We start from the raw sequence: 17,461 nt of genomic DNA on the forward strand, positions 1-17,461 counted from the left end.
TGACTATCTGTCGTCAGCTGGTGTGCAACATCAATAATAGGAATTTTGCTATGCCAACGCCTGTGCCGGGAAGTGGACTCGGCTATTTTTTCAAGGGTATATCCTATCTTCCAGATCCGGCTATCCGCTGGTATGTATTGATTCCACTGACCGTTAATATTCTGGTGTTCAGCTTTCTGATCTATCTCGGTCTTGAGCAAATGAGTGTGCTGATGGAGTCGTTGCTTAACTGGCTGCCCAGCTGGCTATCTTTCCTTGAATTTTTGCTCTGGCCACTTTTATTTCTGGCCATGTTGGGTGTCGTCTTCTTTACCTTTACCATCGTCGGGAATTTTATTGCATCACCCTTCAATGGCCTTCTTGCCGAGAAAGTTCAGAACCTTCATGGTAAGTCAGACCTGCCCGAATACGAGTTGAAAGACTGGCTGACCCTGTTGCCCAGAGCCATAGGTCGGGAGATCAGAAAGCTGATCTACTACCTGCCCAAGGCTGTGATTCTTTTGATTTTGTCCTTTATCCCTGTGGTGAATCTGATCACTCCTGTGCTCTGGTTTATGTTCAATAGCTGGATGATGTCGATCCAATACTGTGACTATGCTGCAGACAATAGAGGAGTGTCGTTTAATGACATGCTGGATCGTCTAAAACAGGATAGAAATTATGTCTGGGGCTTTGGTGCAACCGTCACGCTGGTTATGCTGATTCCCTTTATTAATTTACTGATCATGCCGGCTGCTGTCGTGGGTTCCACGATGCTTTGGGAGGATCGGATTGAGTAGTACACTTTCTGCCTGAGTTTTTGCAAACCACCCGAAGGGCGACGACCTGAACCTGTCAAATTCAGGCAGACGTTGCGTCAGCGATCTATCGGGCTGAAGAAGCAGGTGTTAGGCTTAGGCCAGTTTTCGACTTTGAGGCTTGGAGGTCTATTAATGAACTGTCTTTTCTGCAGTATAGTGGCAGGGGAAATTCCCGTCGATAAAATCTACGAGGACGACGAAATTCTAGCATTCAGGGATATCAATCCTCAGGGGCCTGTGCATGTTCAGGTGATTCCCAAGAAGCACATCGCAACACTTAACGACGCGACTTTCGAAGATCAGGCTGTATTGGGAAAGATGGCGCTGGTGGCCAGTCAGATTGCCAAAGATGAAGGCTTTGCTGAAGACGGTTACAGAACGGTGATGAACTGCAATAGTCATGGCTGTCAGTCGGTTTATCACATCCATCTTCACCTGATTGGTGGACGCCAGATGAGCTGGCCTCCAGGCTGATGAGCCTTGCCTGAAACTCTGGCCGTGGGAAAACGCTGCTTTTGAAGTCCGGATCTTCCCGCTAAAGCGTGAGTTCAGGCTTCAAGCTTCTATAATCTCATAGCTGTGGGTGATTTCGACACCACCCTTGCCGAGCATCATGGCGACAGAGCAATACTTGTCTGCAGACAGTTCTATCGCACGCTGCACATGGGACTCTTTTATTGCTGTGCCCTTCACCACAAAGTTCAGATGAATTTTGGTGAAGACAGCGGGTACAGCATCGGCACGCTCAGCTTGAATAACAACGTGGCAGTCAATGACCTTCTGGCGAGCTTTTTCCAAAATACCGATCACATCAACGGATGAGCAGCCGCCCAGCCCCATCAGAATAAGCTCCATCGGGCTGGGTGCGGATTTAACACTTCTATCTGCGTCCATGACAACAGAGTTATTACTGTCACTCAGTCCCAGAAAGCGTTCCTGATCGACCCATTTGACTTGTGCTTTCATTACAGCGTGTTTCCTTTCTTTAAGACGGCTATCAGCATTAAACCCACAAGCTTCGCAAATCAGGAGCCTGTCATGGGAGTTGTGAGCAGCCAGACAAATATCCCCATCGTCTTTTATCAAAATCCAACGGGTATCAAGCGACTATCTTACCTCAGTAGAGAGAGGTCAGGCTAACCGGGATTATTTTATGATGGTCATTTTCTGTGAGTACTACCCATTAGGGCTTGGGCTCATCGGAGTAGTGATGCTGAGCGATCGGTGGCGATGTAATAACAGTGAGGAATGTTAATGAGCTTTTTTGGAACAAAAAAGTAAAAAACCTGTTTTTTCAGGCTGTGTATTAAGTAAACCCGAATAAGCATGGCTATATTGCTGTTTTAGTGTCTTATTTCTCCTGGAGTTGAGATCATGTTCAGTAAACTCAGTGGGTTATCGGGTGTAGTGGTCGTGACAGTCTTGCTATCTGCTTGTACCTCCTCCAATGAAAGCTTTACGGTCAAGGTGAATCAGGTTTCTCCTTCCGGGGTGGGCGCTGACCTGGGAACTGTCACTGTTACGCCAGCTCCAGATGGGGGGGTGGAATTTACGCCCAATCTTCATGACCTGCCACCAGGAGAACATGCTTTTCGTGTCCATGAAAACCCCAGCTGCGAAGCCGGCTCGAAAAATGACATGATGATGGCGGCACATGCGGCCGGGGCAGCTCTTGATAGTTTGCCCGGACTTACTGTAGACGACAAAGGTTTTGCCACAAGTTCTGTGGTAGCCAGGAATTTGAAGCTGACTGATCTGGAAGGGCGCTCGCTGGTTATCGATTCTGACGTCGATACCAGTAGCGACAACCCTCCGTTAAAGGGGGGTGGTACAAGAGTTGCCTGCGGGATTATCAAGTAGCGAATAAGGTTGGCTGCTGAGCATGGAGGAGGCACTTCTATCCGTGGTAAAGAAGTGCCTTCTTTCGGGATTTCGCCTTAACTGAAGGTCTGATGTTCCGCGAAAAGAGTACATTGGTCATGGCTAGCAGCCTGTCGGACTTAAGGCTGTCCTACTGCGGTTGCAATAAATTGGTCTAAAAATTCCTGCTTCTTCGTCAAATAGCTCGCTATTCTCCTCAGAAGCAGAAATTTTTATCCTCAATTTCTTGCAATCCTCGCTACGGACGCTTAAGTCCGACAGGCTGCTAGGCTTAAAAGTACTCAGTTACAGATATTGCCCGAACAGTTTTTTCAACCCTTCACCCGGGTCTTCCTGAAGCATAAAGGCTTCACCGACCAGGAAGCTGCTAACGCCTTTCGAGAACATGCTGTCAACGTCTTCTGCGGTGTGGATGCCGCTTTCTGTAATCACTTTTCGGCCCTCCGGAATTTTACCGAGCAGAGAGAATGTGTTGTCCAGTGAGACTTCAAAGGTATGCAGGTTTCGGTTGTTGATGCCCAGTAATGTGCCTTCCAGAGGCAGAGCACGTTCCAGTTCATTGGCATCATGAACCTCAACCAGTACATCCATTCCCAGATCCAGGGCAGTACTGCTGAACTCCTGAAGTTCCCCGTCTGTGAGACAGGCAGCGATCAGCAGGATACAGTCTGCGCCGATCATGCGGGATTCATAAATCTGCCAAGGGTCGATCATGAAGTCTTTGCGTAAAACGGGCAGGGCGCAGGCTGAGCGGGCTTCCTTCAGGTAGCTTTCGTCACCCTGGAAAAAGTCCTTGTCAGTGAGTATTGAGAGGCAGCTGGCACCCGCTTTTTCATAGCTTTGGGCAATGTTGGCCGGGTCAAACTTTTCGCGGATCACCCCCTTGCTGGGAGACGCTTTTTTGATTTCGGCAATAATGGCTGCCTGCTGAATTTCTGTCCGGGCTTCCAGGCTTTTGGCAAAGCCACGGGTTCCCTCGGTGTGACGAGCCCTGGTAATGACTTCTTGCATGGGCAGTGTCGCCTGACGCTCTGCGACCTCTCCACGCTTTCTCTCAACAATTGTGTTGAGGATGGTTGGCATAGACATTCGTTACCCCTCTGCAATCACTTGTGTGAAGCTGGCCAGCTCACGCATTTTTTCCAGGCCCAGTCCACTGGCAATAGCGTCCTGCGCCATGGCTATCCCTTCCTGCAGGTTAGTGGCGACGCCGGAAACATAAATGGCTGCACCGGCGTTCAGTGCGATCATGTCGGCCGCCTTGCAGGCATATTCGCCTTCCTGCTTGCCCAGGGTATCCCTGATCAACGCCAGGGAGTCCTCGGAGCCTTCTACGCTCAAACCGACCAGACTCTGGGACTCAATGCCAAAGTCTTCCGGCTTGATCGTGTATTCACGAATTTCGCCGTCTTTGAGCTCAGCAACAAAAGTTTCGCTGGCGATACTGATTTCGTCCAGACCGTCCATGGAATGTACGACCATGACGTGGTAGTTGCCCAGCTCACGCAGCACCTCAGCCATGGGGCGGCACAGTTCACGGGTGAACACGCCTATGACGAGGTTTTTTACACCGGCCGGGTTGGACATGGGGCCCAGGATGTTGAAGAAGGTCCTGATGCCAAGTTCTTTACGCACACCGACAACGTTTTTCATGGCTGAGTGGTGGGCAGGAGCAAACATGAAACCCACGCCTACTTCTTCCGTACAGCGTGCTACCTGTTCAGGCGTGATGCCGAGCTGAATGCCTGCCTTTTCCAGCAGGTCAGCACTGCCGCTGGAGCTGGATACCCCTCGGTTGCCGTGTTTGGCAACGCGGGCACCGGCAGCAGCTGCGACAAATGAAGAAGCCGTGGAGACATTGAACAGGTGGGCGCCATCACCGCCGGTGCCGACAATATCCACCAGGTGCTCAGCGTTAACTTCAACAGCGGTAACCATTTCTCTCAGTACCTGGGTAGCCCCGGTAATTTCTTCAATGCTCTCGCTTTTCATACGCATGGCGGTCAGAAATGAACCGATCTGGGCACTGGTGCACTGACCTGTCATGATGTCCCGCATGATGCTCATCATCTCGCCACGGTCCAGGTCATGGTGGCTAATAGCTCGGGCAATACCCTCTTTAATATTCATGTCATCTGGTTCCAATCGTTGTTCTGAAACGTTGTTTTGTATGGTCCGGATTTTGTCACCATTGACATCATTGCTTGAGGAAATTATCCAGCATGTCATGGCCGTGGTCGGTCATGATGGATTCCGGATGAAACTGGACGCCTTCCAGAGGCAGAGTCTTGTGGCGAATCCCCATGATCTCATCCATGCTGCCGTCTTCATGCCGGGTCCAGGCAGTAATTTCAAGACAGTCTGGCAAGCTGTCTTTTTCAACGATTAGAGAGTGGTAGCGAGTTGTTGTGACCGGGTTGGGTAGACCAGCGAAAACCCCGAGGCCCTTATGGTAGACGGGTGAAACTTTTCCGTGCATGACTTTCCGGGCCCGGACTATTTTACCACCGAAGACCTGACCCATGCTCTGGTGTCCCAGGCAAACACCAAGAATGGGTTTCTTGTTACTGAAGTGCGCAATGGCTTCCATGGAAATACCGGCCTCATTGGGTGTACAGGGACCCGGAGAAATGATGATACGCTCAGGGTCAAGGGCTTCTATCTGTTCCAGGGTTATGCTGTCGTTACGATGCACTGCCACTTCCTGACCCAGTTCGCCAAAGTACTGAACCAGATTCCAGGTGAACGAATCGTAGTTGTCGATCATTAGAAGCATCTTAGTTTCGCTCCCCCGCTTGCTTCTGATTGTTGGAGGCGGCAGACAGACCTGTCTGGGCCATGGCAACGGCTTTAAAAAGGGCCCGACCCTTATTCATGGTTTCTTTCCATTCCATCTCGGGAATCGAGTCGGCAACAATACCTGCACCGGCTTGTACGTGGAGTTTGCGATCTTTGATCACTGCAGTCCGAATGGCAATAGCTGTATCCATGTTGCCGTTCCATGCCAGATAACCCACCGCTCCGCCATATACCCCGCGCTTGACAGGTTCCAGTTGATCAATAATTTCCATGGCTCGTACTTTGGGTGCGCCACTGAGTGTACCTGCCGGCAGCGTCGCTTTGAGCACGTCCATGGCGTCCATACCGTCTTTTAACTGACAGGTGACATTCGACACTATGTGCATAACATGAGAGTAACGCTCGATGATCATCTTGTCGGTCAGAGCAACACTGCCTGTTTTTGCTACACGGCCAACGTCGTTTCTGCCCAGATCAATGAGCATCAGGTGTTCTGCCAGTTCTTTGGGGTCATTAAGCAGTTCTTTTTCCAGCGCCTTATCGCGCTCTTCAGTGGCACCGCGTTTGCGAGTGCCGGCAATAGGTCTGACGGTGACTTCACCGTCTTCAAGTCGTGCAAGAATCTCCGGTGATGAACCTACGACATGAAAATCACCCAGATCCATGTAATACATATAGGGGGATGGGTTGGTGCTGCGCAGAGCCCGATAGAGGTTGAGCGGCGAGCTGTCAAAAGGAATGGTCATCCGCTGGGATGGAACCACCTGCATAGCGTCTCCAGCCAGGATGTATTCTTTGATGGTTTTTACTGCCGCTTCAAAGGCTTCCTGACCGAAACCGGATTCGAAATCATTTTCCCGTGCAGGGTTCAGGGAGGCTTGAAACGGTGGCTGCACGTTGGTTGTTTGCAGTCTGCGTACGAGGTCATCCAGACGAAACTCTGCTTTTTCCAGTGCAGAAGGTTCTTCCGGGTCAGCATGAGTGACCAGAATCAGCTTGCCGCTGAGGTTATCAAATACCACCAATTCGTCAGAAACCATTAACATGATGTCTGGGTTGTTTAGCTCATCTTTTGGTGCGGTTTGTTTCAGTCGTTCTTCAATATAGCGGACCGTGTCGTAAGCAAAGTAGCCAACCAGTCCACCGGTAAATCGGGGTAGATCAGGCAGCTCGGCGACTTTGTAACGTTGTTGAAACTGTTTGATAAACGTCAGTGGATCTTCAGGGTTATATTCCTCAATAATCTGGCCATCGGTTTCCAGTGTTACCTTGCAGTCAGGGCTGTAACCTGACACCCGGAGTACGGTTCTGCATGGTAGTCCAATCATGGAGTAGCGTCCCCACTTTTCTCCGCCTTCCACGGACTCAAGCAGGTAAGAGTAGCGACCATTGGCCAGCTTCAGGTAAGTGGTCAACGGTGTGTCCAGGTCCGCCAGGATTTCCCGGATTACAGGAATACGGTTATATCCTTCGCGGGCCAGACGAGAAAATGCTTCAGGGGTCATACTGGCCTCTTTATTATCTGGCTGTTATAAGTAGTGCAAAAAAACGCAGGGTTTTGGCTGAGTTGGGGTTTTTTTATCAGGCGCAGGGCCAGCCAAACCATCGCCAGAAGGAGAACTTTGAGGCAGGGGCAGAGGACCTTACCGACAGGGCAGTGGCTCTGGTGTTGATGTATGTCTCTGAATGACGTGCTATCACTGCTGGCTCCGCAATTGTTCTGGGCGCAGTCGTATGAATGAGAGTCGAAGGTTATATGACTGCAAGGGTTAATGCAAACGCTGAGACTCTGAAATTCTGTCGCCTATTGCTTGTTTCCTGAGCCACAACAGTTTGGTTGTCTGTCGGTGCTCAGGGTGAGCTCTCAGAGTAGGTCCGTCAAACTATCGACAACACGGTCAGGGTGTGCTGACTCAATAGGTTCACCATGGTTATAGCCATAAGTCAGACCCACTACTTTTACATTGGCAGCTCTGGCTGCCTTAACATCATTGCTGGAGTCTCCAATCATGAGACTGTTCTGTGTATTGCAGCCAAAGTGTTTCATGGTGTGCTGAAGGGGCATGGGGTGGGGCTTTTTCTCTTCCAGGCTATCACCACCGACGCTGAGTTCAAAGAAGTGGTCAATGCCCATATGCTGCAACAGTGAATCGGTGAATATTTCAGATTTATTGGTCACCACAGCCTGCTTGATGCCCGCCTTGTGCACCTGACTGAGGAAGGTGAATACGCCAGGGTAAAGAGCGCTGTGTTGACCTACTTCGACAGTGTAGTGGTGTTTGAACCTTTCCAGGGCTTTGGCAAAGACGCTCTCTTCCACGACACCGGGTTGATCTCCCATTATGTCATCGGCCAGAGCCCTTTTGACCAGGGATGAAATACCGTCACCTACCCAGAGTCTGGCCTTTTCATCACCGGCTTCAGGCAGGTTCAGATCTCTCAGCATTTTGTCCAGGGCTATAGTCAGGTCCGGAGCACTGTCAACCAATGTGCCATCCAGGTCGTACATGATTAACTGAACGGGGCTATCCAGCAATTCAAACAACTTCATTATTTTCAGATATCCAGAGGGGGAATTAAAAGACAGTGAGATTATAGGAAGATTCCGGTCGAGATTGACAGACTAACATCAATTCGACCAGCAATAGCATCATGCTAGCTTCTGCAATGCATGAGACTTTGGAGTAGGGTCGCAACTGACTCTACTCCGGAATAGTTGACTCAGAGGGGCTCTGCTTTGGAAAGCTCTGCACGCATTTGACCGATAATGTCCTTGTAATTATCAGCATTGAAAATGGCTGAACCCGCAACGAAAGCATCTGCACCGGCTTCAGCGATCTGGCGGATGTTTTGTACACCAACGCCGCCGTCTACTTCCAGACGAATATCTAGCCCACTGTCGTCAATAATTCTGCGAACATGGCGCAGTTTGCGCAACGTGGAAGGAATGAATTTTTGGCCACCAAAGCCCGGGTTTACGGACATCAGCAGAATCATATCCAGTTTGTCGATCACGTATTCAATGACATCGGGAGAGGTCGCTGGGTTCAATACCAGGCCGGCCTTGCAACCGCCTTCACGAATCATCTGCAGGCTGCGATCAATGTGATCTGAAGCTTCAGGGTGGAAGGTGATCATGCTGGCACCGGCTTCAATAAAATCACCGATAATGCGGTCTACCGGGCTAACCATCAGGTGGACATCAATGGGTGCGGTGACACCATGTTTTCTCAGGGCTTTGCAAACCATGGGCCCAATGGTCAGGTTGGGAACGTAATGGTTATCCATGACATCAAAGTGTACCCAGTCAGCTCCGGCAGCAATGACGTTGTCCACTTCTTCTCCCAGACGGGCAAAGTCGGCTGAAAGAATGCTCGGGGCGATAATAAAGTCACGCATGTTTTGGTTTCCGGTGAGTTCCGATCAGAAATGAGGGGGATTTTAGACTTTTGCCTGACTGATGTCAGTTCTTTAAAGATTTATGCAACCAACTCATTAAGAGCCTCTACTTATTTCTCATTGGAATCGAGAATCAAGGACAAGTACTTCAAAAAAGTATTTACCTTCAAGTCACAGGACTGACTAACTTAAATCCTGTTTCCAAAATGAGTGTTTGGCTTTGAGGTATTTTGGTCTCCTGCTTATTGATAGAGGCTGGCTGAGAAGCGGGTTCCTACCGATTTGCAGAGTGTTTGTCTGTATACCCGGTTTTTTTAAAGGTGCTCATGCGTTTCACTAAGGTTATAAAAAACTTTTTCCTTTCCCCGATGGTGTTGTCATGCCTGATTGTGGGGCAAGTGGCCAATGGTCAAATAGACGATAGTCTTACTGACAGCCAAAAGTCGTCACCTGTCGCTGCTGCGCTTGACTCTGGAACTGGTTGTCCTCGCGGCCAGATCTGTACCGGCAATGTTGTACTGGTTGGCATGCAGACTGATATGAGTTCGTGGAATAGATACGTGATCAAAACCAGTGTTGTGGTTGCAAATGACGCATCTGATCTGAGCAAAGGTTACCGCCGCGTGCATACGGGAGGGGCAGACTTTCAGGGCTTTTACTATCGGGTAAAGCCCGGTAAAACTTATTATTTCAAGGCTACCTACCTCACAATGGATAAAAGTGAAGGTCGCAGGGTGCGATTCACCGAGTCTTTTTATTACAAATCCAGAGGTGATGCACTCAATCCGGGTGGCTCCGGTGATGAAGGGCCGATATTACCCGCAGAGGCCAAAGCGATGGGGCTTCCATCCATACCAAAATGCCGGAGTGTCCTATCTCCGGCACAATTCTGTACCAATCTGGTGGTGCACATCTTCTGGGATAACGATCTTGGTCACGGCAAACGTGTACTTGATATTGACCTTTACGTTGATAATCAACACGTCAAACACGGCCATGGGTCTCATTACAGAGGTGGAGGGCAATTCAAGGACTTCTTCTATGTACTTCCGCATTCGAAGTACGTCGGAATACCGGTGAGTTTTATGGTTAGGTGGCGTATTTTGGAGCAGGAAGAATCATGCGCTTCTTACTTTGAAAATTCTCAAACATTGGAGAATAGATATACACCGGGATGGGCCTTTGCGTGTAAATCGTACGATTCCTGGGAGAAGTGCCAGTATCGCTGGGAAGATTTACAGTAACTGGCCTTACTAACAAGGTGTCTTGAGGTCTCAGGCTGCTTTACATTAGTCGGGTGTCAGTAAGGCTGACACCCTGAGCAAGAATTATTAAGAATCAGGGGGCAGGGTTAGGTTGCAGGGTGTGGATAGTTTCAATTTCTTCCAGTAAGGAGGCTGATAGCTGTAATTCACTGGATGCGAGATTGCTCTCTAGTTGTTCCAGGTTAGTTGCTCCAATAATGTTACTGGTCAGGAAGGGGCGGGAGGTGACAAATGCCAGTGCCATCTGCGCAGGATTCAGGCCCGAATTTTTTGCCAGCTGGACATAGGCTTCTATAGCCCTGCGAGACTCAGGTGAGTCATAACGCTGGTATTGCGGGTACAGCGTCAGCCGAGCGTTTTCGGGTCGGGCACCGTCTATATACTTACCCGAGAGAGCGCCAAATGCCAGTGGTGAATATGCCAGTAGACCGACCTGCTCGCGGTGGGCTATTTCAGCAAGACCTACCTCAAAAGAGCGGTTTAGAAGGTTGTAAGGGTTTTGAATGCTGACAGCCCTTGGTCGTTGCTTTTCAGCGCTGATACGGAGGTGCTCCATAACGCCCCAGGGGGTTTCATTGGAAAGGCCATAATGTCTTATCTTGCCTGCCTTAACCAGTTCATCCAGGGCTGAAAGTGTTTCTTCAATGGGTGTGCCATCAAATCCATCCTGATGGGCGTAGCCGAGCTTTCCAAAGAAGTTGGTGTTGCGGTCAGGCCAATGCAGCTGATAAAGGTCAATGGCTTCGACGCCCAGTCGTTTCAGACTGCCATCAATAGCCTTGTGGATATGCTCCGGTGTCAACATTCGGCCGCCATCTATGTAAGACAGGCCGGGGCCGCAGACCTTGGTGGCAATAACCAGATCGTTGTGTTTACCACGCTGCTTCAGCCAGTTCCCGATGATAGACTCTGTGTGGGAATAAGTTTCTTCCCTGGCCGGTACCGGATACATTTCAGCAGTGTCAATAAAATTGACACCATATTCCACAGCTCGATCCAGTTGAGCAAAGGCTTCCTGTTGCGTATTTTGCTCGCCCCAGGTCATGGTGCCGAGGCAAAGCGTGCTGACACTGATATCGGTACGCCCCAGTTTTCTATATTCCATTGAAATCAAGCTCCAGAGGTTTCAGCTCAATGGCAGGATAACTCCTGATTTAGAGTGTTCACAAGGGCATTTGCAGATTATTTATAGCAATGACTAAGCAGGAATCATCAAATGTTTCAGAAAGGGGTTTCATTCCTGTAAACAGGCGATATAATACCGCTCCCGTTTCCCAATTGAGCGCCCATGTTTGAACAGGTCGTTGCCGGAGCTATTAGCCTTGCTTCGATCCCTGATCAGTTCCCTGAGAAGGGCGGCCAAGTAAGAACAGGTATTGCGTGAGCGATACTACTGAGGCGAATTTAATGAAAACTTTTAGTGCAAAACCAGAAACCGTAAAACGTGACTGGTTCGTGGTCGACGCTGAAGGCAAGACCTTGGGTCGTCTGGCTACCGAAATTGCAACCCGTCTGCGCGGCAAGCATAAGCCAGAATACACTCCTCACGTTGACACAGGCGATTACATCGTTGTTGTTAATGCAGAGAAGGTCCATGTTACTGGTCGTAAAGCGTCTGACAAGATGTATTACCGTCACACTGGCTTCCCTGGTGGTCTGCGCTCTGCCAGCTTCGAAAAGCTGATTGCGCACAAGCCGGAAATGGTCATCGAGAAAGCTGTTAAAGGCATGCTGCCAAAAGGCCCTCTGGGTCGCGATATGTATCGTAAACTGAAAGTTTACGCCGGTACTGAGCATCCGCATGCTGCTCAACAGCCACAGAAACTGGACATTTAATCGGGGGTAGACATGTCAGTGACTCAATACTACGGTACCGGACGTCGTAAGTCTTCTACCGCTCGCGTTTTTCTGAAATCTGGTTCTGGCATCATTTCTGTCAATGGCCGTAGTCTGGACGAATACTTCGGTCGTGAGACTGCTCGTATGGTTGTTCGTCAGCCTCTGGAACTGACCGAACTGCTGGAAAAATTTGACATCAAAATCACCGTTAACGGTGGTGGTGGTTCCGGTCAGGCCGGCGCTATCCGTCACGGTATCACCCGTGCGTTGATCCAGTACGATGAGAGCCTGCGTTCTCCTCTGCGTAAAGCTGGCTACGTGACTCGTGATGCTCGTGAAGTTGAACGTAAAAAAGTGGGTCTGCGCAAAGCGCGTAAGCGTCCACAATTCTCCAAGCGTTGATGTCGCTGGCGTCTGTTATCAGGCGCTGCACAAAGTGCCCGCTTTATGCGGGCATTTTTTTGGGTGGAAAAAATATCGAGATCTATGCGGCTGGTGATGTTTTCTCATCCTGACAGGAAGTAGGTTGTATAAAAAGTAAACTTAATCAGTGTTTGCTTTGTGGCAAGACAGTATGGGTATGAAATGCCGGTATGTGCTGATGAACAATGATGCGAGCTGGAGCGCTTGTGGTGGTTGGTTTTGTTTCTGAGGTACAGGAAAACTTCATGTAAGGCTTTTGTATAGAAACTAAAACCAGTATCATTACGCCTTGCTGCTTAGGTGGGACAAATAATCAGACAAAGCTTTGATAGGGGGGCGAGGGAAAGGTCATTTGAAGGTTTTTCTCTTATAAGAGACGCGACTCTTGTACTCCCTGCTAATATCCCACCCGTGAATTAAAAGAAGTTTTTGGGCATTTGCCTGGATGGGGAGAGTAGGTTAAATGAGTGACAACGGCGTAAATAACAGCCGGCGCCGCTTTCTCGTGGCTGCGACTTCGGTGGTGGGGGCCGCCGGGGCCGTTGGGGTCGCTACACCTTTTATCAAGTCATGGAATCCCAGTGCCAAAGCAAAGGCTGCTGGTGCTCCTGTGAAGGTGAACCTCAGCAAGTTGGAGCCGGGACAGCAGATTGTAGTTGAGTGGCGAGGTAAACCTGTGTTTGTGGTAAGACGAACTCAGGCCATGCTGGATAATATCCGGTCTCTGGATGACAAGTTGAGAGACCCCGGGTCCGAGAAATCAGAACAGCCCGCGTACGCAGCAAATGAGTACCGATCCGTGAAGGATGAATACCTGATTCTGGTTGGTCTTTGCACCCATCTCGGGTGTTCACCCAAATACATGCCTGAAGTCAAGCCGATGGAATTTGACCCTGAATGGAAAGGTGGTTACCACTGTCCATGTCATGGTTCCAAGTTTGATCTGGCCGGTCGTGTATTCAAGGGAGTGCCTGCGCCCACCAATCTGGAAGTGCCTCCTTATACCTTTGAGAGCGACACAGTGATCATTGTCGGCCAAGATGAGGAGAATGCGTAATGGGTAACTTCATGGATTGGCTCAATGCCAGGCTACCTGTCACCCAGGTCTGGGAAGATCATCTCAGTAAGTACTACGCACCAAAGAACTTTAACTTCTGGTATTTCTTCGGCTCTCTGGCGTTGCTGGTTCTGGTTAACCAGTTACTGACCGGTATCTGGCTGACCATGAGTTATGTGCCCAGTGCAGAGCAGGCCTTTGCTTCTGTTGAATATATCATGCGTGATGTGGAATATGGTTGGCTGATTCGCTACATGCACTCTACTGGCGCCTCGTTCTTCTTTATTGTTGTCTACCTTCACATGTTCCGAGGTCTGATCTATGGCTCTTACCGTGCTCCAAGGGAGCTGGTATGGATCTTTGGTATGGCAATTTACCTGGCGCTGATGGCTGAAGCCTTCATGGGTTATCTGCTGCCATGGGGGCAGATGTCTTACTGGGGTGCACAGGTTATCATCTCCCTGTTCGGTGCTATCCCTGTCATTGGTCCAGACCTTCAGCAGTGGATACGTGGGGACTTCCTGATCTCCGGCATCACTCTGAACCGTTTCTTTGCCCTGCACGTTGTGGCTCTGCCTATCGTTATTCTGGGGCTGGTGGTTTTGCACATCATTGCCCTGCACGAAGTGGGTTCCAATAACCCGGACGGCGTTGAAATCAAGAAGCTGAAAGACAAGAACGGCGTGCCTCTGGACGGTATTCCTTTCCACCCTTACTACACCGTGAAAGACCTGGTAGGGGTGGCAGTCTTCCTGTTTGTTTTCTGCAGTGTCATGTTCTTCTTCCCGGAAATGGGTGGTTACTTCCTGGAGTACGCCAACTTTGAACAGGCCGACGCGCTGAAGACTCCGGCGCATATTGCTCCGGTATGGTACTTCGGAGCGTTCTACTCGATCCTGCGTGCAATCACTTTTGATATAGGCCCGATCGACTCCAAGCTCGGTGGTGTCATCATGATGGGGGCAGCGATTGCTATCCTGTTTGTCCTGCCATGGCTGGATCGAAGCCCGGTTAGATCTTGGCGCTACAAGGGTGTTATCAGTAAAGTTGGCATCTTCCTGTTTGCTATTGTCTTTGCGGTGCTGACCTGGTTGGGAACTCAGCCTGCGACAGTGACTTACACGTTGATTGCACAGCTTTGTACCCTGTTTTACTTTGCATTCTTCCTGTTAATGCCGTTTTACACACGATGGGAAAAAACCAAACCCGTACCGGAGAGAGTGACCGGATAATGAAAAAAACAATAATTACCTTGTTATTTTCGCTGGTCCCTGTGCTTGGATTTGCGGCTGGTGGTTCAGATTACCCTCTGGACCCGATTGAGACTGATCATTCTGACAAGGCATCGCTGCAGCGTGGAGCCATGTATTACCAGAACTTCTGTGCAGGTTGCCATGCGACCCAGTTCCAGCGTTACGAGCGAGTAGCTGATGATATTGGCATTCCACACGACCTGATGATGGAAAATCTGGTACCAAAGTCTGCCAAGATCGGTGATTTAATGACGAACGGTATGCGAAAGGATGAAGCCAAGGTATGGTTTGGTGCTGCGCCACCGGATCTGACCATGGTCACCCGTGTGCGTGGTGAAGACTGGGTCTACACCTACCTGCGTACTTTCTACGAAGATCCAAAGCGTCCATGGGGTGTCAATAATAAGGTCTTCCCGGACGTGGGTATGCCTCATGTTCTGATGGAGCTTCAGGGTGTTCAGATTGATAGCTGCCAGGGCTCAAGCCCAATTGAGCGAGACCCTCTGACCGGTGAAAAGATTTGCGGACTGACCGTGGATTCTGAGCGAAAAGGCTCCATGACTCCGGCGCAATACGACCAGGCGATGTATGACTTAACCAACTTTTTGTCATACTCCGCTGAGCCAGTGAAGCAAAAGCGCCAGCAGCTGGGTATCTACGTCCTGCTGTTCCTCGTTCTGCTCTTCATCGTAGCTCTGCTGCTCAAGCGTGAATACTGGAAAGATATTCACTGATTGACAGTCTGTAAGAATAAAAAAGCCCATGTCAGGGTGTCTGGCATGGGCTTTTTGTTATCTGCTGTTTTCCCTTGCTGATGGTTGCGGGGACTAGTCTGCTTGGAGAAAAGGCTTGACCCGGTCAATGATTTCCAGTGCCAGAGAGTCCTGACAAGATGTTCGACAATCAATGGTCACATCAGCATATTTTTTGTACAGCATCACCCGCTCTTCAAACAGATCTTCAATGGTCTGATCTTCAGCGCGAGCGATGCCTCGTGTGTCAAAGTTATGAATGCGCTCACGAATCTGCTCCAGATCCAGATCCAGAAAGACGATGATCGATTCTTCGGCAAGATGTTTCATGGCGGCGTCGCTGTAGACGGCTGAGCCTCCTGTAGCAATGATATGCCGCCTGAGATTAACCTTGAGCAGTTCTGCTTCTTCAATGTTTCTAAGAGACATATAGCCTGATTGATCAACAATATCCTGCAGGGTTTTCTGTTGGCTGATCTGTATCAATACATCGGTATCAAGAAAGCCAAAGGCCAGATCTTTGGCCAGAATGATACCGATGGTGCTTTTTCCTGCACCAGGCATACCGATCAGTGTGATATTGGTTTTCATTGTCAGCGTCACCCATGACTGCTTTCCAGAGTTGAGTGGTCTATTCTCAGGCACGTGAAGGCTTGACTGCAAGTCCTCTCTTATTTGAAGCCGAAGACCATGGAAAAAGTAAATGTGTAACAGCTCCTGCGGCTGGCTCCCTAATCACTCGGCTGCTAATATGTCACCCTTAAAATTTCTTCGATCTTCGATTCATTTATTTTTGAGCAATCCATGAGTAAATCATTAAGAGACCAGTTGATGGGAGCTGGTCTGGCTACCAAGCATCAGGCACTGAAAGCCAAAGCCAGCAATAAGAAAAAGAAGAAGCAGGCTGCCAAGAGTGGTGAACTGACCGATCAGGAAAAGCGTCGCATTGAGTTGGAAAAGCAGAAGGCGGATCAGGTAGAGCGTGATCGTGAGCTCAACCGCAAGCTGGAAGAAGGGCGTCAACAAAAGGCGCTGGCGGCACAGGTTCGCCAGCTGATTGAGATGAACAGCATCCCCCGGGATGTAGGTGATGTGGGTTACAACTTTGTTGTGAATGGCAAAGTTAAGAAGATCTATGTCTCTGAAGATATGCAAAACAGACTGAGCAGGGGGCTCTTTGCGATTGGTATTCTGAGTCAGGGAGATGAGGAAGAATACCGGGTGATTCCCGCGACAGTGGCCAGAAAGATAGAAGAGCGTGAGCCTGCTGCGGTGGTTGTTCAATCTGAAAGTCAGAGTGAGCTGACCGAGGAAGAGCAGCAGTGGTATGCGGATTATGAAATCCCGGACGATTTAATGTGGTAAGGCATCAGGGGGCTTCCAAGCCCCCTAGCAGCCTGTCGGACTTAAGCGTCCGTAGCGAGGATTGCAAGAAATTGAGGATAAAAATTTCTGCTTCTGAGGAGAATAGCGAGCTATTTGACGAAGAAGCAGGAATTTTTAGACCAATTTATTGCAACCGCAGTAGGACAGCCTTAAGTCCGACAGGCTGCTAGCTAACGAAACTGGTTACTCGGCGGCAGCAACCACTTCAATTTCTACTTTCACATCTTTAGGTAGGCGAGCCACCTCTACCAAGCTGCGGGCAGGGAAAGGGAATGTAAAGTACTGCTTGTAAACTTCATTGATGTCAGTGAAGTCGTTCATGTCTTTTACAAACACCGTCGCTTTCTTGACTTTGTTCAGGCTGCTGCCTGCCGCTTCCAGAACAGACTTAAGGTTTTTCAGGCACTGATGAGCCTGTTCTTTGGTGTCTTCAGACACGTCTCCAGTTTCAGGCTCAATGGGCAGCTGACCGGAGGTGAAAATCAGATTGCCAAATTGAATCCCCTGGGAATATGGGCCAATGGCAGGTGGTGCATCCGGGGTCTCAATGACTTTATGCATAATACTTAAGTTACCTGGGGAGGTTGACTGATTGTAGTCAGCGAAT

General features: G+C 49.5%; 21 protein-coding genes. 11 read left to right on the forward strand and 10 right to left on the reverse strand.

Annotated elements, in window-relative coordinates; genetic code table 11:
• Window positions 1–50: 50 nt before the first annotated feature.
• Window positions 51–779, forward strand: a complete 729-nt coding sequence (cysZ, locus tag KBW69_RS07610) for a sulfate transporter CysZ (protein ID WP_257280502.1) — start codon at window positions 51–53, stop codon at window positions 777–779.
• A gap of 153 nt (window positions 780–932) precedes the next feature.
• Window positions 933–1,274: a histidine triad nucleotide-binding protein gene (locus KBW69_RS07615; RefSeq protein ID WP_257280503.1), complete on the forward strand. Its 342-nt coding sequence runs from the start codon at window positions 933–935 to the stop codon at window positions 1,272–1,274.
• A gap of 81 nt (window positions 1,275–1,355) precedes the next feature.
• Here the strand turns inward: KBW69_RS07615 and KBW69_RS07620 are convergent, their stop codons facing one another.
• Window positions 1,356–1,766, reverse strand: coding sequence for an OsmC family protein (locus tag KBW69_RS07620; protein ID WP_257280504.1), 411 nt, complete (start codon window positions 1,764–1,766; stop codon window positions 1,356–1,358).
• A gap of 408 nt (window positions 1,767–2,174) precedes the next feature.
• Here KBW69_RS07620 and KBW69_RS07625 point away from each other — a divergent pair, with 408 nt between their 5' ends.
• A complete protein-coding gene (locus tag KBW69_RS07625; RefSeq protein WP_257280505.1) occupies window positions 2,175–2,660 on the forward strand; it encodes a superoxide dismutase family protein in 486 nt (161 codons plus the stop codon).
• Between the two features lie 306 nt (window positions 2,661–2,966).
• On the opposite strand, the gene trpC is transcribed toward KBW69_RS07625, so the two are convergent.
• From trpC to trpE, 4 genes are all read right to left on the reverse strand, one after another.
• Window positions 2,967–3,770 carry an indole-3-glycerol phosphate synthase TrpC gene (trpC, locus tag KBW69_RS07630; protein WP_257280506.1) on the reverse strand — a complete coding sequence of 268 codons (804 nt, stop codon included), beginning with the start codon at window positions 3,768–3,770 and terminating at the stop codon, window positions 2,967–2,969.
• 3 nt (window positions 3,771–3,773) lie between these two features.
• On the reverse strand, window positions 3,774–4,811 hold the full coding sequence (gene trpD, locus KBW69_RS07635) for an anthranilate phosphoribosyltransferase (RefSeq protein WP_257280532.1): 1,038 nt from the start codon (window positions 4,809–4,811) through the stop codon (window positions 3,774–3,776).
• A 67-nt stretch (window positions 4,812–4,878) separates the two neighbouring features.
• Window positions 4,879–5,457, reverse strand: coding sequence for an aminodeoxychorismate/anthranilate synthase component II (locus KBW69_RS07640; RefSeq protein ID WP_257280507.1), 579 nt, complete (start codon window positions 5,455–5,457; stop codon window positions 4,879–4,881).
• 1 nt (window position 5,458) lies between these two features.
• Window positions 5,459–6,985 (reverse strand): anthranilate synthase component I, encoded by a 1,527-nt coding sequence (gene trpE, locus KBW69_RS07645; protein WP_257280508.1) that lies wholly within the window; start codon window positions 6,983–6,985, stop codon window positions 5,459–5,461.
• Between trpE and KBW69_RS07650 the strand changes: the two genes are divergently transcribed.
• Window positions 6,970–7,170, forward strand: coding sequence for a hypothetical protein (locus KBW69_RS07650; protein WP_257280509.1), 201 nt, complete (start codon window positions 6,970–6,972; stop codon window positions 7,168–7,170). The genes trpE and KBW69_RS07650 overlap by 16 nt on opposite strands.
• A gap of 174 nt (window positions 7,171–7,344) precedes the next feature.
• Here the strand turns inward: KBW69_RS07650 and KBW69_RS07655 are convergent, their stop codons facing one another.
• Window positions 7,345–8,031 carry a phosphoglycolate phosphatase gene (locus tag KBW69_RS07655; protein ID WP_257280510.1) on the reverse strand — a complete coding sequence of 229 codons (687 nt, stop codon included), beginning with the start codon at window positions 8,029–8,031 and terminating at the stop codon, window positions 7,345–7,347.
• Window positions 8,032–8,201: 170 nt separating this feature from the next.
• Entirely contained in the window at window positions 8,202–8,879 is a 678-nt protein-coding gene (gene rpe, locus KBW69_RS07660; RefSeq protein ID WP_257280511.1) for a ribulose-phosphate 3-epimerase, read from the reverse strand.
• Between the two features lie 326 nt (window positions 8,880–9,205).
• On the opposite strand from rpe, the gene KBW69_RS07665 reads away from it, so the two are divergent.
• A complete protein-coding gene (locus KBW69_RS07665; RefSeq protein ID WP_257280512.1) occupies window positions 9,206–10,123 on the forward strand; it encodes a hypothetical protein in 918 nt (305 codons plus the stop codon).
• 94 nt (window positions 10,124–10,217) lie between these two features.
• Here KBW69_RS07665 and KBW69_RS07670 read toward each other — a convergent pair whose 3' ends face one another.
• The gene (locus KBW69_RS07670) at window positions 10,218–11,249 is read right to left on the reverse strand and encodes an NADP(H)-dependent aldo-keto reductase (protein ID WP_257280513.1); all 1,032 of its coding nucleotides are present in this window, start codon (window positions 11,247–11,249) and stop codon (window positions 10,218–10,220) included.
• Between the two features lie 302 nt (window positions 11,250–11,551).
• Here KBW69_RS07670 and rplM point away from each other — a divergent pair, with 302 nt between their 5' ends.
• The 5 genes from rplM (at window position 11,552) to KBW69_RS07695 (ending at window position 15,450) form a co-directional block, all read left to right on the forward strand.
• The gene (rplM, locus tag KBW69_RS07675) at window positions 11,552–11,980 is read left to right on the forward strand and encodes a 50S ribosomal protein L13 (RefSeq protein WP_252176280.1); all 429 of its coding nucleotides are present in this window, start codon (window positions 11,552–11,554) and stop codon (window positions 11,978–11,980) included.
• 12 nt (window positions 11,981–11,992) lie between these two features.
• Window positions 11,993–12,385, forward strand: coding sequence for a 30S ribosomal protein S9 (rpsI, locus tag KBW69_RS07680; RefSeq protein ID WP_257280514.1), 393 nt, complete (start codon window positions 11,993–11,995; stop codon window positions 12,383–12,385).
• Between the two features lie 484 nt (window positions 12,386–12,869).
• Complete coding sequence (gene petA, locus KBW69_RS07685; protein WP_257280515.1) at window positions 12,870–13,463, forward strand: ubiquinol-cytochrome c reductase iron-sulfur subunit; 594 nt, start codon at window positions 12,870–12,872, stop codon at window positions 13,461–13,463.
• Complete coding sequence (locus tag KBW69_RS07690; RefSeq protein ID WP_257280516.1) at window positions 13,463–14,695, forward strand: cytochrome b N-terminal domain-containing protein; 1,233 nt, start codon at window positions 13,463–13,465, stop codon at window positions 14,693–14,695. Before petA ends, KBW69_RS07690 begins: the two co-directional genes overlap by 1 nt.
• Entirely contained in the window at window positions 14,695–15,450 is a 756-nt protein-coding gene (locus KBW69_RS07695) for a cytochrome c1 (protein ID WP_257280517.1), read from the forward strand. The genes KBW69_RS07690 and KBW69_RS07695 overlap by 1 nt, the downstream gene beginning before the upstream one ends.
• A gap of 93 nt (window positions 15,451–15,543) precedes the next feature.
• Here the strand turns inward: KBW69_RS07695 and KBW69_RS07700 are convergent, their stop codons facing one another.
• Window positions 15,544–16,059: a shikimate kinase gene (locus tag KBW69_RS07700; RefSeq protein WP_257280518.1), complete on the reverse strand. Its 516-nt coding sequence runs from the start codon at window positions 16,057–16,059 to the stop codon at window positions 15,544–15,546.
• A gap of 213 nt (window positions 16,060–16,272) precedes the next feature.
• On the opposite strand from KBW69_RS07700, the gene KBW69_RS07705 reads away from it, so the two are divergent.
• Entirely contained in the window at window positions 16,273–16,833 is a 561-nt protein-coding gene (locus KBW69_RS07705; RefSeq protein ID WP_257280519.1) for a DUF2058 domain-containing protein, read from the forward strand.
• Between the two features lie 204 nt (window positions 16,834–17,037).
• On the opposite strand, the gene KBW69_RS07710 is transcribed toward KBW69_RS07705, so the two are convergent.
• Window positions 17,038–17,415, reverse strand: coding sequence for a RidA family protein (locus KBW69_RS07710; protein ID WP_257280520.1), 378 nt, complete (start codon window positions 17,413–17,415; stop codon window positions 17,038–17,040).
• Window positions 17,416–17,461: the final 46 nt, after the last annotated feature.

Origin of the sequence: Endozoicomonas sp. ISHI1 (assembly GCF_024606225.1) — a bacterium.
GTDB lineage: Bacteria > Pseudomonadota > Gammaproteobacteria > Pseudomonadales > Endozoicomonadaceae > Endozoicomonas_A.

Coding starts and splice junctions, on each gene's coding strand:
- cysZ (WP_257280502.1), top strand. CDS start 51: ATGCCAACGCCTGTGCCGGGAAGTGGACTCGGCTATTTTTTCAAGGGT.
- KBW69_RS07615 (WP_257280503.1), top strand. CDS start 933: ATGAACTGTCTTTTCTGCAGTATAGTGGCAGGGGAAATTCCCGTCGAT.
- KBW69_RS07620 (WP_257280504.1), bottom strand. CDS start 1,766: ATGAAAGCACAAGTCAAATGGGTCGATCAGGAACGCTTTCTGGGACTG.
- KBW69_RS07625 (WP_257280505.1), top strand. CDS start 2,175: ATGTTCAGTAAACTCAGTGGGTTATCGGGTGTAGTGGTCGTGACAGTC.
- trpC (WP_257280506.1), bottom strand. CDS start 3,770: ATGTCTATGCCAACCATCCTCAACACAATTGTTGAGAGAAAGCGTGGA.
- trpD (WP_257280532.1), bottom strand. CDS start 4,811: ATGAATATTAAAGAGGGTATTGCCCGAGCTATTAGCCACCATGACCTG.
- KBW69_RS07640 (WP_257280507.1), bottom strand. CDS start 5,457: ATGCTTCTAATGATCGACAACTACGATTCGTTCACCTGGAATCTGGTT.
- KBW69_RS07650 (WP_257280509.1), top strand. CDS start 6,970: ATGCTTCAGGGGTCATACTGGCCTCTTTATTATCTGGCTGTTATAAGT.
- trpE (WP_257280508.1), bottom strand. CDS start 6,985: ATGACCCCTGAAGCATTTTCTCGTCTGGCCCGCGAAGGATATAACCGT.
- KBW69_RS07655 (WP_257280510.1), bottom strand. CDS start 8,031: ATGAAGTTGTTTGAATTGCTGGATAGCCCCGTTCAGTTAATCATGTAC.
- rpe (WP_257280511.1), bottom strand. CDS start 8,879: ATGCGTGACTTTATTATCGCCCCGAGCATTCTTTCAGCCGACTTTGCC.
- KBW69_RS07665 (WP_257280512.1), top strand. CDS start 9,206: ATGCGTTTCACTAAGGTTATAAAAAACTTTTTCCTTTCCCCGATGGTG.
- KBW69_RS07670 (WP_257280513.1), bottom strand. CDS start 11,249: ATGGAATATAGAAAACTGGGGCGTACCGATATCAGTGTCAGCACGCTT.
- rplM (WP_252176280.1), top strand. CDS start 11,552: ATGAAAACTTTTAGTGCAAAACCAGAAACCGTAAAACGTGACTGGTTC.
- rpsI (WP_257280514.1), top strand. CDS start 11,993: ATGTCAGTGACTCAATACTACGGTACCGGACGTCGTAAGTCTTCTACC.
- petA (WP_257280515.1), top strand. CDS start 12,870: ATGAGTGACAACGGCGTAAATAACAGCCGGCGCCGCTTTCTCGTGGCT.
- KBW69_RS07690 (WP_257280516.1), top strand. CDS start 13,463: ATGGGTAACTTCATGGATTGGCTCAATGCCAGGCTACCTGTCACCCAG.
- KBW69_RS07695 (WP_257280517.1), top strand. CDS start 14,695: ATGAAAAAAACAATAATTACCTTGTTATTTTCGCTGGTCCCTGTGCTT.
- KBW69_RS07700 (WP_257280518.1), bottom strand. CDS start 16,059: ATGAAAACCAATATCACACTGATCGGTATGCCTGGTGCAGGAAAAAGC.
- KBW69_RS07705 (WP_257280519.1), top strand. CDS start 16,273: ATGAGTAAATCATTAAGAGACCAGTTGATGGGAGCTGGTCTGGCTACC.
- KBW69_RS07710 (WP_257280520.1), bottom strand. CDS start 17,415: ATGCATAAAGTCATTGAGACCCCGGATGCACCACCTGCCATTGGCCCA.